The sequence below is a fragment of the Paucibacter sp. B2R-40 genome (assembly GCF_025717555.1).
Lineage (GTDB): Bacteria > Pseudomonadota > Gammaproteobacteria > Burkholderiales > Burkholderiaceae_C > Paucibacter_A.
The window spans coordinates 476833-489127 of record NZ_JAJIRP010000002.1 but is presented as its reverse complement, the minus strand read 5'-3'; the positions used below and the strand labels follow the sequence as shown (position 1 = coordinate 489127).

General features: G+C 63.5%; 9 protein-coding genes. 5 read left to right on the top strand and 4 right to left on the bottom strand.

All coding sequences use genetic code 11. The annotated features are described in order from the left end of the window. Window position 1: 1 nt before the first annotated feature. Window positions 2–1879: a DNA helicase RecQ gene (gene recQ / locus LNV09_RS06055; protein WP_263556182.1), complete on the bottom strand. Its 1878-nt coding sequence runs from the start codon at window positions 1877–1879 to the stop codon at window positions 2–4. A 28-nt stretch (window positions 1880–1907) separates the two neighbouring features. Here recQ and LNV09_RS06050 point away from each other — a divergent pair, with 28 nt between their 5' ends. Beyond that, on the top strand, window positions 1908–2429 hold the full coding sequence (locus LNV09_RS06050) for a cupin domain-containing protein (RefSeq protein ID WP_263556181.1): 522 nt from the start codon (window positions 1908–1910) through the stop codon (window positions 2427–2429). Here the strand turns inward: LNV09_RS06050 and LNV09_RS06045 are convergent. Genes LNV09_RS06045 through LNV09_RS06035 form a run of 3 tightly spaced genes read right to left on the bottom strand, consistent with a single transcriptional unit; the run spans window position 2408 to window position 5206 of the window. Then, a complete protein-coding gene (locus tag LNV09_RS06045; RefSeq protein ID WP_263556180.1) occupies window positions 2408–3241 on the bottom strand; it encodes a head GIN domain-containing protein in 834 nt (277 codons plus the stop codon). The genes LNV09_RS06050 and LNV09_RS06045 overlap by 22 nt on opposite strands. Further along, entirely contained in the window at window positions 3238–4059 is an 822-nt protein-coding gene (locus LNV09_RS06040; protein WP_263556179.1) for a LytR/AlgR family response regulator transcription factor, read from the bottom strand. Before LNV09_RS06040 ends, LNV09_RS06045 begins: the two co-directional genes overlap by 4 nt. Window positions 4060–4087: 28 nt before the next feature. Beyond that, window positions 4088–5206, bottom strand: a complete 1119-nt coding sequence (locus LNV09_RS06035) for a sensor histidine kinase (RefSeq protein WP_263556178.1) — start codon at window positions 5204–5206, stop codon at window positions 4088–4090. Between the two features lie 144 nt (window positions 5207–5350). Here LNV09_RS06035 and LNV09_RS06030 point away from each other — a divergent pair, with 144 nt between their 5' ends. From LNV09_RS06030 to LNV09_RS06015, 4 genes are all read left to right on the top strand, one after another. Beyond that, window positions 5351–5911, top strand: a complete 561-nt coding sequence (locus LNV09_RS06030; protein ID WP_263556177.1) for a single-stranded DNA-binding protein — start codon at window positions 5351–5353, stop codon at window positions 5909–5911. 196 nt (window positions 5912–6107) lie between these two features. Then, window positions 6108–6806 carry a DUF1345 domain-containing protein gene (locus LNV09_RS06025; RefSeq protein WP_263556176.1) on the top strand — a complete coding sequence of 233 codons (699 nt, stop codon included), beginning with the start codon at window positions 6108–6110 and terminating at the stop codon, window positions 6804–6806. A gap of 170 nt (window positions 6807–6976) precedes the next feature. Further along, entirely contained in the window at window positions 6977–8176 is a 1200-nt protein-coding gene (locus LNV09_RS06020) for a methyltransferase (RefSeq protein WP_263556175.1), read from the top strand. A gap of 118 nt (window positions 8177–8294) precedes the next feature. Then, window positions 8295–12272 (top strand): hydantoinase B/oxoprolinase family protein, encoded by a 3978-nt coding sequence (locus LNV09_RS06015; protein WP_263556174.1) that lies wholly within the window; start codon window positions 8295–8297, stop codon window positions 12270–12272. Window positions 12273–12295: the final 23 nt, after the last annotated feature.

Genomic DNA, 12295 nt, shown 5'->3' with positions numbered 1-12295 from the left:
CCTACTCCAGCACGCGCAGAATCTGCTCGCCATAGGCTTCCAGCTTCTTCGCGCCGACGCCGCTGATAGCGCTAAGCTCATCCAGGGTTTGCGGATGCTGTTTGGCCATTTCGGCCAGGGTGACATTCTGGAAAATCACATAGGCGGGCAGGCTGTGTTCTTTGGCGACTTCGGCGCGCCAGGCTTTGAGTTGATCGAAACGGATCTGCGCCTCGTCATCCAGCTCGATGGGCGCGGCGCTGCGGCCCGAACCTGCAGTTTTGCCGCTGCTGCTGCCGCCGCGCGCCAGCTTGCCTTTCTTCGGCGCCACCGTCGGCACGCGCAGCAGCAACTGCACTTCGCCCCGCAGCACTGCGCGCGCGCTGTCGGCCAAGGCCAGGGTCATGTACTCGCCTTCGGCCACCACATGGCCCAGCGAGATCAGCTGACGCAGCACGGCGCGCCATTGTTGCTCGGGTAGATCGGCGCCGACCGCCCAGGTGCTCAAGCTTTGGTGTCCGTATTGCGTGACCTTGTCCGTCACCTTGCCGCGCAGCACGTCGATCAAATGCCCGGCGCCAAAGCGCTGGCCGCCGTTCTGGTGAAAGCGGTAGATGCAGCTCAAGAGCTTGCGCGAGGCGTCGGTGCCGTCCCAGGTGGCCGGTGGGCTCAAACAGTTGTCACAGTTGCCACAAGCGGTGCTGGCTTCGCCGAAGTAACTCAATAGCCGCACGCGCCGGCAGTCGGTCGCCTCGGCCAGCGCCAGCAGCGCATCGAGCTTGCCGCGTTGGCCTTTCTTGAATTCCTCGCCGGCCGGGCTTTCGTCAATCATGCGGCGCTGGTTGACCACATCGGCCAGGCCGTAAGCCATCCAGGCCACGGCCGGCGCACCGTCGCGGCCGGCGCGGCCGGTTTCCTGGTAATAGCTTTCGATGTTCTTGGGCAGGTCCAGATGAGCGACGAAGCGCACATCGGGCTTGTCAATGCCCATGCCGAAGGCAATCGTCGCCACCATCACGACGCTGTCTTCGCGCAAGAACCGGTCCTGATGGCGCTGGCGCACCGCCGCGTCCAGGCCGGCGTGATAGGGCAGGGCCTTGAGCCCTTCGCTTTCCAGCCAGGCAGCGGTTTCATCGACCTTCTTGCGGCTTTGGCAATAGACGATGCCGGCGTCATCTTCGTGTTCATCGCGGATGAAGCGCAGTAGCTGTTCGCGCGGCTTGTCTTTCTCGACGATGGCGTAGCGGATGTTCGGGCGGTCAAACGACGAGATGAAGATCTGCGCTTCTTCCAGGCGCAGCCGCTCGATGATGTCGGCGCGGGTCAGGTCATCGGCGGTGGCTGTCAGCGCGATGCGTGGCACATCGGGGTAGCGCTCGTGCAGCAGGCTCAGGGCCAGGTAGTCGCTGCGGAAGTCATGCCCCCATTGGCTGACGCAATGGGCCTCATCGATGGCGAACAGGCTCAACAGGCCGCGCTCATGCAGCGAATCCATTTGGGCCAAGAAGCGCGGATTGCTGATGCGCTCGGGCGCGGCGTACAGCATCACCAGGCGCCCGCTCATCATTTCGCGCTCGACATGGGCGGCCTGATCGCCCGAGAGCGACGAGTTCAAAAAGGCCGCATGCACGCCGGCTTCTTCCAGCGCGCCGACCTGGTCGTGCATCAAGGCAATCAAGGGGCTGACGACGACCGTCACGCCCTGGCCGGCGCGGTGGCGGGCAATCGCCGGGATTTGGTAGCACAGGCTTTTGCCGCCGCCGGTGGGCATCAAGACCAGCGCGTCGCCGCTGGCGCAGACGTGATCCACGATCTGCGCCTGGGCGCCGCGGAAAACTGGATAGCCAAACACCTCTTGCAAGATGTTTAGGGGGGAAGATTTTTGCGTAAGCTGGCTCATGGATGCCGCATTGTCGAGGAGAACCCGAATGAGCACGCCGATTGAACCGTCACCCGAAACCAGCCACCACAAATCCGCCGAGCTGCGCCAGAAGTTGATCCGCAATTTCTTGGAGATCCCGCGCGAGCGCTTTTTGCGTGATCCGGTCTACGAGAGCATGGTCGGCGGGGTATCCGAAGGCACGGTCGCGCGCAAACTCGGCTGCGGCGTTGACACGGTGCCGCCCGGCAAGCAGAGCTGCCCCTATCACTTCCACCACAGCCAGGAAGAAATGTTCATCGTGCTGGAAGGTTCGGGTACCTTGCGGGTGGCTGGTGAGTTGTTGTCCATCAAGGCGGGCGATGTGATCTTCATTCCCTGCGGCCCGGAATACCCGCATCACATCCTCAACACCTCGGACGCCGAACTGAAGTATTTGTCCATCAGCACGCAGGACCGCCCCGAGGTCTGCGAATACCCCGACTCGGAGAAAATTGCGATCTTCTCCAAGGGCCCTGCGTTCATCCAGCGGCGCGACAACAGCCTGGACTACTGGGAAGGCGAACGCTGAGGCAATGGCGGCTGCGCGGGCGCGGCGGGAGGAGCTGGTGTAGCAGGGGGAGCGGGCGGCACCGGTGCTGCTCGCCGGTCCCCGCGCGACAGCACCTTGGCAATGCCCGAGGTGGTGCGCGAAACATTGGGCTGGCCCCAGTAGACAACTTGTCCAACGCCAGAAACGTCCAGATTCAGCTTCTCGATGACCCACAGGTCGGCGTTGCCAATGCCGCTGATTTTGACATTGGCGGCGTGGGCCTGCAGGTCTTCGGCCGCCAGCCTGCCCTTGCCCGAGATCTTCAAGTCCAGCAGATTGACCTGACCGCGCAAAAAGCCCTCGCCGGCGCCGGAGATGCTGAAATCCAGCCGCTCGGCGTGCAAGTCATCAAAGCGGGCCGAGCCCGCGCCGGAGAGTTTGATGCTCAAAGGGCCGGCCTTGAACTTGGCGGGCGCTTGCAGGTCGCTGGCCCCGGAGAGCACCAGTTCTTGCAACTGTCGCACCGTCACTTCGACTTGCAGACGTTTGCCGGGCCACATCTTCCAGCCCGTGTTGCTGCGGAAGTCCAGCCGTCCTTGGTTGAGCGTGACCGACACGGCTTCTTGCTCCTGCGCGTCGCCGGCGATAAATACCTCGTCTGTGTCGCCCTGCAGCAGCCTCACATTGGCCGAGCCGGCCAGCTCGATGCGCTCGAACGGCCCCGGCGCATAGACCCGACCCTCGACGCCCTGCCTGATGACTTGCTTGGGGCTGGTTTGGCCGAAGGCGCTGGCGGCCGTCAGACTGGCCATAAATGCCATGCCGGCAATGGTCATTTGGAGTTGTTTCATATCGATTGCTCCCTCAGTTTTTTAGAGACATCCCGGTTGGCGGTGAAGCGGGAGCCGTCTTGCATCTGCACGATCAATTGCGAGTTCTCATCCGGCGTCATCGAGACGACAAAGTCGAGATTGACGATGCAACTGCGCTGCAGCTTCAGGAAACGCTGGGGGTCCAGGCGCTGCTCGAACGAGGTGATGGGCAGGCGCACCAGATACTGCTTGCCGGCGCTGGCCACGGCGGTGTACTTGATGTCGGAGCGCAGGTACTCGATCGCGTCCACCTGCAGCGGGAAGATCTTGCCCTGGTCGCGCACCAGGATGCGGCTCAGCGGGCTGTTGTCTTCCGCCGCCGCGGCGGCTGCCGCTTCCACCGTGCTGCTGTCTGGGCCGCTGCTGATGACAGAGCGCAGCGCGTGTTCGACCGCCTCATTGAAGCGCTCTTGCGTGAAGGGCTTGAGCAGATAGTCGGCCGCATGCAGTTCGAAGGCGGCCAAGGCATGTTCGTCATAGGCGGTGGTGAAGATCACTCGGTGCTCGCCGCCATCCTGCGTTTCGGCCAGCGTGCGCAGCACCTGCAAACCGGTCATGCCGGGCATATTGATGTCCATGAAGATCAGGCCCGGCTGCAGACGGCGGATTTCGGCCAAGGCACTGAGGCCATCGCCGCAGACGCTGACCAGGGCCAGCTGCGGCAACTGCGCCACCCACCCGGCCAGCGCCTCGCTGGCGAGTGGTTCGTCCTCGGCGATGAGGGTGGTGATGCGCTGAGTCATACGCCCCCCCATGCCGATGCAATACAGCGCCACCGCCCCGAAGGAGGCAAACAACGAGGGGCGGTCAGGCGTTTGTTTGAAGTCATGTTTGAGGTATCCAGATGTCGACGCGAAAACCCGCGCCGGGTGCGGTGTGAATATGCAGTCGGGCGCGCCCCTCGTAATCGAGGGCGAAGCGGCGGCGCAGCGCGCCCAGGCCGATGCCTTGGCGCTGTGCCGGGGCCTGGCTCGGATTCAGTCTTGCGGGTTCGCAGCCGGCGCCGTCGTCTTGCACGGTCAGCACCAAGCCTTGGGTCAGCGCGTCGCGGCGCGCGGCGATGCTGATGGTGCCGCCGCTCACGCTGGGCGCGATGCCGTGAGCAATGCAGTTTTCAACCAGTGGTTGCAGTGTCAGCGGTGGGATCTCGTCGTCCAGCGTTTCCTCTGCGACCGCCCAGTCCAGACGCAGGCGCTGGCCCATGCGCAGCGTTTCCAGCGCCAGGTAGTCGCGCACAAAATCCAGCTCCTCGCGCAAGCTGACCCGGTCGGCCACGCCGCGCTTGGTGTCCAGCACATAGCGCAGCATGTCTGAGAAGCGCATCAGCGCTCCCTCGGCTGCCTTGGCGTCTTTGCGGGTCAGCGCGATCAGTGAGTTCAAGGTGTTGAACAAAAAATGCGGATTGAGCTTGCCGCTGATCGCCGCCAACTCGGCCCGTGCCAAGGCGCTCTCGGCTTGTGCTGTGGCCAATGCGCTGGCGCGGGCCTGTTGCGCGCTCAGGACGGCCGTGAAGCCGGTCGCCAGCGGTACATAGACGAACACGCCGGTGATGGTGCGCCACAGCGCTGCTTGCATCAGCGTGGCATGCGCATGCTCGGGGCCGAACAGCAGGCTGTCCAGAACAAAATCGGCTGCCAACCAGAGTGCACTGAAGAGCAGCGCGGCCAGCGCGTGCAGGCCCAGCAAGGCCAGCAAGCCGGGCTGCGCTGTGTGCAGGCGGCGCACCCAGGGGAACACCGCAACACCGAGCAGCATCGGTGCCCACAAGGTCATGCATGCCTCATAGACGGCCGACCAGACCTCCCAGGCGCCTTTTTTGTAGTCGGTGCCGGCCAGCACAAAAAGCGACCAGGTCACCAGGCAAACGCCGGCATAGGCGAGCCAAAAGCGGCTGCGCTTGCTGAGGCTTGCCTTGTGCTTGGGTTTGACGATCAGGGTGTCCATGGCGCCATCTTAGGCAGGCGCGCATGAGCGCTGCCATGGACGGCGACTATTTGCGAGAACAGGGGGCTGGTTTGCGGCTTGCCGGGATGGCGGCGGCATAATCCGCGAATCGGAAATCAGCAAGCGCAAGAAAGAAAGCCCATCATGGCCTCGGTCAATAAAGTCATCATCATCGGCAACCTGGGTAAAGACCCGGAGTTGCGCTACAACCCCAGCGGTGTGGCCTTCTGCACCATCAGCCTGGCCACCACGCGCAGCTGGAAGAACCGCGAGTCGGGCGAGAAGCAGGAAGAGACCGAATGGCACCGGGTGGTCTTCAATGACAAGCTGGCCGAAATCGTCGGCCAATACTGCAAGAAGGGCAAGCCGCTCTATGTAGAGGGGCGCCTGCGGACCCGCAAGTGGACCGACAAAGAAGGCAAGGACGTCTACACGACCGAGATCATTGCCAACGAAATGCAATTGCTCGGCGGCCGTGACAGTGGTGACGAAGGCGGCGGTGGTGGTGGCTACGGCGGCGGTCAAGCCCGGGGTGGCGCTGGCGGTGGCGGCTATGGCGGCGGTGATGAATACGGCGAGCCTGCTCGCGCACCTGCGGCCCGCGCTCCGGCTCCACGTGCGGCAGCGCCCGCACCTCGCGCTGCGGCACCGGCACCGCGGTCGGCGACCGGTTTTGACGATATGGATGACGATATTCCTTTCTAAAACCTACTTCGTCGGGTTTTTGTTGATAGCCAGCCCGTCTCCGAGAGGAGGCGGGCTTTTTTAATTGTTCCCCTGTCGAGCCGCACGTCATGCGCTGCGGCACAACCGGTGGCTGCCAGCGGGTCCTGCTCAACAGCAGGCTGTGGCGTTCACAAAGCGCTGGGGGGGACCCGAGCGGCCAAGAAAGGCATCCCTCATGGCTTGGAAACATCGCCCCATCTTGCACATCATCCGCTCAAAAGCGCGCTTGCTGATCGCTACTTCAGTTGCGGTGGCGGTCGGTATATTGGCGCCGTATGTTGGGGCGACCCATCCGATCACCCGCTGGCTGGTCGCGTGGAACTGCGGCGCCTTGCTGTATGTGTTTCTGGCGGCCGTGATGATGGCACGCTCCACCTCGCAAAGCATGAGGCGCCGCGCCCAACAACAGGATGAAGGGCAAGCGGTGATCCTGACTTTTGTCGTGGTCTCCACCGTGGCCAGTCTGGCGGCCATTGCCGGCGACCTGGCCTTGGTGAAGGAGTTGCATGGCTTTTTGAAAGTGGCGCACATCGCTTTGGCGGGGCTGACGGTGTTGTCATCCTGGGCCTTTGTCCAGATCATGTTCACGCTGCACTATGCGCATGGCTACTACGGCAATTGGGGTCCGGATGAGTCAAGGACCGCGTCTTCTGTGGTCAAGTCTGCGGGCTTGCAGTTTCCTGGCGATGAGCCGCCTGATTACTTCGATTTTTTCTACTTTGCCGCCGTGATTGGTACTTCGGGGCAAACCGCCGACGTCGCCTTTGTTTCCAAATCGATGCGGCGGCTTGGCGCCTTGCACTGCATCCTGGCCTATTTGTTCAATACCCTGGTGTTGGCGCTGCTGATCAATATTGGGGCCAGCGTGATTTGAGCAGGGCTGCCAGGCGCATGCGTGGCGCTGCGCCACGGGCATCGGCTTGAATGATTCGACCCGGGCCGTGTTCGCGGGCGAATTGCAAAAGTGGATCGTGGGCAGATGGATAAGCGTGCAAGCGATGCGCATCTGTGCGGCGCCGGCGCTAAACCGACCGAGAATGCGGTATGCATACACAAGCCGAAGTCAACCAAATCCGCTGGATCGCCAACGAGGGTCAGCCCGTCAGCGCCCGCTGGCGTTCAATGGCGGATCTGCCCGCCCCCAAACGGGTCTATGTCGTGGACGACACTGTCGATGCCGACACCGCCTACAAATGGGCCTGCGAAGGTATTGGTTTGCTCTGGTGCGGCGACTTCCAAAACGCCAGGCTGCTGATGCAAGCGATGGAGCGGCGGGTCGAGGCCAAGGCCGAGCGTACTGCCGCTAAAGCCGCCAAGCTGGCCAAACCCGGCCAGCCTGCCGCCTCGGTGAACGATGTATTCGTCGCTCAACGCAAGGCCCAGGCATTGCGCTCGCGGGTCTTGAATATGCTGCTGCTGCCCTTTGACGCCGACCATGGCGTGCCTTTGCGACGCGCCCCGGATGTGCGCGAAGCGGGCTTGCAGGCGCGCGGCGAGGTGAGTGAGCATTACGTGGCCTCGCTGCGTGAATTGCAAGGCTTGATCGGCGCGCATGAGTGGCGCAAGAAGGGCGTCCATGTCGGCGCGCTGAAGGCCGACATCACGCCGCATTACGGCGTTTTCTCGCCGCTGCGAGGCGAGTATCTGGATCTGGTGGCCCATGCGCCCTTGCCGGCGAGCCTGAAGAGCAGCGGCAAGGCAGGCGTCGCCTTTGACATCGGCACTGGCAGCGGCGTGCTGGCGGCGATCTTGGCCAAGCGCGGCGTCACCCGCATCGTCGCGACCGACCAAGACCCGCGTGCGCTGGCTTGTGCCCGCGAGAATTTGGCTGCTTTGGGTGTGGCGAGCCGAGTCGAGCTGATGCAGGCTGATCTGTACCCGCAAGAGCAGCGCCAGGCGCATTTGATTGTTTGCAACCCGCCTTGGCTGCCTTGGAAACCTAACTCGCCGCTTGAGCATGCCGTGTATGACCCGGACAGCCGCATGCTGCTGGGTTTTCTGAACGGCCTGAGGGCCCATCTTTTGCCGGGCGGCGAAGGCTGGTTGATCATGTCGGACCTGGCCGAGCATCTGGGCTTGCGCACGCGCGAGCAACTGCTGGGATGGATTGCCGCCGCGGGTTTGCGCGTCGTCGACCGCAGCGACGTCAAGCCACAACATGCACGCGCTGCCGACAAGCTCGATCCCTTGTTTAAAGCGCGCAACGCCGAAGTCACCTCACTGTGGCGGTTAGCGCTTGCCTGAGCCCGGGCCTACGACCCCCTTGCGACTCTTTTAAATGGGGTCAGGTTTATTTAATTTTCAACAAATGAACCTGACCCCATTTTTTGAATTAAATGAACCTGACCCCAGTTTGAAGATGATGTCCAAGCCTCCAGTCGTCACCCCTGACTCCGATCGATGGCAGTTCTGGATCGATCGGGGTGGCACTTTCACCGACTTGGTCGGTCGCGCGCCGGGTGGGGCGCTGCAAACCCTGAAGCTGCTGTCCGAGAACCCCGAGCAATACGCCGACGCGGCGGTCGAGGGGATTCGGCGCTTGCTTGGTCTCAAGCCCGGTGAAGCGATCACGCCGGCCTTGGTGGACTGCGTGAAGATGGGCACCACCGTTGCCACCAACGCCTTGCTGGAGCGCAAGGGCGACGCGACGCTGCTGGTCACGACACGCGGCTTTCGCGACGCGTTGCGCATCGCGACTCAAGCGCGGCCGCAGTTGTTCGCGCGGCAGATCGTGCTGCCCGAGTTGCTCTACAGCCGCGTGATCGAAGCGCATGAGCGCTTTGGCGCGCAGGGCGACTGCGTCATGCCCTTGGATGAGTTGGCGCTGAAACAGGATTTACAGGCTGCGTTTGATGCCGGCTTGCGTGCCTGTGCCATCGTTTTCATGCATGCCTATCGCTACCCCGCACATGAGTTGCGGGCTGAGAGCCTGGCCCAGCAGATCGGCTTCACGCAGATCTCGGTCTCGCACCGGGTCAGTCCATTGATGAAGCTAGTGCCGCGCGGCGACACCACCGTCGTCGACGCCTATCTCTCGCCCATCCTGCGCCGCTATGTTGATCAGGTCGCGGCGCAGATGCCGGGCGTCAGCCTCTTTTTCATGCAGAGCTCGGGCGGTTTGACCGAGGCGCATCACTTTCGCGGTAAGGACGCGATTCTGTCCGGCCCGGCTGGTGGCATCGTTGGCATGGTGCGCACCGGCATGGCCGCCGGGCACGCCAAGTTGATCGGTTTTGATATGGGCGGCACTTCCACCGATGTCAGTCATTTCAATGGCGAGCTGGTGAGCCCCCAGGCCGCTGCGCGTCCAGCCCCCGAGGGACGCAAGGCAGCTTGGGGCGTCCCGGCGCTGCCTGATGTTGGCCCCCAGGCCGCTGCGCGTCCATCCCCCGAGGGGCGCCAGACAGCTTGGGGCGTCCCGGCGCTGCCTTATGAACGTACCTTCGACACCGAGGTCGCCGGTGTGCGCATGCGTGCGCCGATGCTGAGCATCCACACGGTCGCGGCCGGCGGCGGCAGTTTGATCAGCTTCGACGGCGCACGCCTGCGTGTCGGTCCGGCTTCGGCCGGCGCCAATCCAGGCCCGGCCAGTTACCGGCGCGGCGGGCCGCTCGCCACGACAGACGCTAACGTCATGTTGGGACGCATCCAGCCCGACTTCTTCCCAAAGCTGTTCGGCCCGCAGGCGGATCAGCCCCTGAGCCGCGAGGCTGCTTTGCAAGGCTTCACCGCAATGGCGGCCGAGATGTCGGTCGCAGCCGGTCGCATGGTCACGGCGGAGCAGGCCGCCAGCGGCGCCGTGCAGATCGCCGTCGGCAGCATGGCCAATGCAGTCAAGCGTATTTCGGTGGCGCGCGGGCTTGATGTAACGGGCTATACCTTGCAGTGCTTTGGCGGAGCCGGCGGGCAGGCGGCCTGTCTGGTTGCCGATGCCTTGGGCATGAGTCGGGTGCTGGCCCATCCCTTCGCAGGGGTCTTGAGCGCCTACGGCATGGGCCTGGCTGACCGCATGGCCACCCGTGAAGCCGCTGTGGAGTGCAGCCTTGATGCACAGGGCTTGGGCAGCGCCTGGGCGCAGGCGGAGATATTGGCCCAAGCCGCGCGCGCCGAACTTGTCGGCCAAGGCTTGGCACTCGAGGTTTTGCAACTGGTGCGCCATCTGCAAATTCGCTATCAAGGCACCGACACCGCATTGACCTGCCCGCTGCACGAGGGCACAGGCGTGGAAGATCTGCGGGCCGAGTTCGAGGCGGCCTACCGGCAGCGCTTCGCTTTCCTGATGCCGGGCCGCGAGTTGGTGATAGAGGCGGTGGCAGTCGAGTGCATTGCGGCCGGCATGGCCTTGGCCGCGCACGACGCTAGCGCTGAACCTGCTGTGTATTTGCCGCCGGCCGATGCGAACATCAGCATGTACTGCGCCGCCGACAGCCAGCCGGCCGGCTGGCGCGACGCGCAGCTGTATGTGCGTGAGAGTTTGAGCGCCGGCGCGCAGATTGATGGCCCGGCGATTCTGGCCGAGCGCAATGCCACCACGGTCATCGACCCCGGTTGGCAGGCGCGCTTGATGGCGGACGGCTGCGTCGAAATTTGCCGTGTGCAGGTGCGTGCGCAGGCCTTTGCCATCGGCACGCAGGCGGACCCGGTGATGCTGGAGATCTTCAACAATCTGTTCATGAACATTGCCGAGCAGATGGGCTTGCGTCTGCAGAACACCGCGCACTCGGTCAATATCAAGGAGCGGCTGGACTTCTCTTGCGCTTTGTTCAGTGCTGCCGGCGATTTGATCGCCAACGCGCCGCACATTCCCGTGCATCTGGGCTCGATGAGCGAGTCGATTCACACCGTGATTGCGCGCAACCCTTCGATGGCGCCTGGCGATGTCTATGTGTTGAACGACCCCTATCACGGCGGCACGCACCTGCCGGATATCACCGTCGTGACCCCGGTCTTCCTGTCGACCCCCACTGGCGCTGCGCACCCTGCCCCCCGAGGGGGTGTTCGCGCGCCTTGGGGCGGCCCGGCGCCGTGCGACATGCCAGCCCCCACGGGTGCTGCGCACCCTGCCCCCCCAGGGGGTGTTCGCCCGCCTTGGGGCGGCCCGGCGCCGGGCGACTCTGACGTGGCTTCTGGCCGGCCGAGTTTCTTCGTTGCCTCACGTGGCCACCATGCCGATATCGGCGGCATCACGCCGGGCTCGATGCCGCCGTTCTCCAACTCGATCGAGCAAGAGGGCGTTTTGATCGACAATTTCTTGCTGGTCCAGGCCGGCGTGCTGCGCGAGGCCGAGATGCTCGCGCTTTTGGGCAGCGGCCCCTATCCCTCGCGCAACCCGGCTCAGAATATGGCCGACCTGCGGGCGCAGATCGCTGCGAATGAAAAGGGCGCGCAGGAGTTGCGTGCGATGGTGGCGCAATACGGCGCCGCGACGGTGGCCGCCTATATGCAGCATGTGCAAGACAATGCCGAAGAATCGGTGCGCCGCGTCATCACGAGTTTGCAAGACGGCGCATTCACGCTGCCGCTGGACAACGGCGCGCAGATCCAAGTGGCCGTCAGCGTCAACGCGGCCGAGCGCAGCGCCGTGATTGATTTCAGTGGCAGCAGTGCCCAGCTAGCGAATAATTTCAACGCACCACGCTCGATCACGATGGCGGCGGTCTTGTACGTGTTCCGCACCCTTGTCGATGATGCGATCCCGCTCAACGCGGGCTGTTTGAAGCCGCTCAAGGTGATCGTCCCCGAGGGCAGCATGCTCAATCCGCGCCATCCGGCGGCGGTGGTGGCGGGCAATGTGGAGACATCGACTTGCGTCACCAATGCGCTCTATGGTGCCTTGGGCGTGCTGGCCGCCAGCCAATGCACGATGAATAACTTCACTTTTGGCAACCTCAGTCATCAGTATTACGAGACCATCTCTGGCGGGTCGGGTGCAGGGGCGGGTTTTGATGGCGCGAGCGTCGTGCAAACCCATATGACCAACTCGCGGATGACCGATCCCGAGGTCTTGGAGTTCCGCTTCCCGATCCGTTTGGAGTCCTATGAAATCGTTGCGGATTCCGGTGGCAAAGGGCAATGGCAGGGGGGCAATGGCGGCGAGCGGCGCCTGCGTTTTCTGGCGCCGATGACGGCGTCGATTTTGAGCAATGGCCGTACGCAAGGCGCTTTCGGCATGGCCGGCGGCGCGGCAGGTGCACCGGGCCGCAACTGGGTTGAGCGAGCGGATGGCAGCGTCGAGCATTTGGCCCATATCGGCCAAGCGGAAATGCAGGCCGGTGATGCGTTTGTGATTCGCACGCCGGGCGGTGGCGGTTACGGGGCCAGTGGAGCGGAAATTAAATGAACCCGAACCCATTTAAGGAAATG

Excerpts from the sequence above, each read along its gene's own strand:
- recQ (WP_263556182.1), bottom strand. The coding sequence starts at position 1,879 with ATGAGCCAGCTTACGCAAAAATCTTCCCCCCTAAACATCTTGCAAGAG.
- LNV09_RS06050 (WP_263556181.1), top strand. The coding sequence starts at position 1,908 with ATGAGCACGCCGATTGAACCGTCACCCGAAACCAGCCACCACAAATCC.
- LNV09_RS06045 (WP_263556180.1), bottom strand. The coding sequence starts at position 3,241 with ATGAAACAACTCCAAATGACCATTGCCGGCATGGCATTTATGGCCAGT.
- LNV09_RS06035 (WP_263556178.1), bottom strand. The coding sequence starts at position 5,206 with ATGGACACCCTGATCGTCAAACCCAAGCACAAGGCAAGCCTCAGCAAG.
- LNV09_RS06030 (WP_263556177.1), top strand. The coding sequence starts at position 5,351 with ATGGCCTCGGTCAATAAAGTCATCATCATCGGCAACCTGGGTAAAGAC.
- LNV09_RS06025 (WP_263556176.1), top strand. The coding sequence starts at position 6,108 with ATGGCTTGGAAACATCGCCCCATCTTGCACATCATCCGCTCAAAAGCG.
- LNV09_RS06020 (WP_263556175.1), top strand. The coding sequence starts at position 6,977 with ATGCATACACAAGCCGAAGTCAACCAAATCCGCTGGATCGCCAACGAG.
- LNV09_RS06015 (WP_263556174.1), top strand. The coding sequence starts at position 8,295 with ATGTCCAAGCCTCCAGTCGTCACCCCTGACTCCGATCGATGGCAGTTC.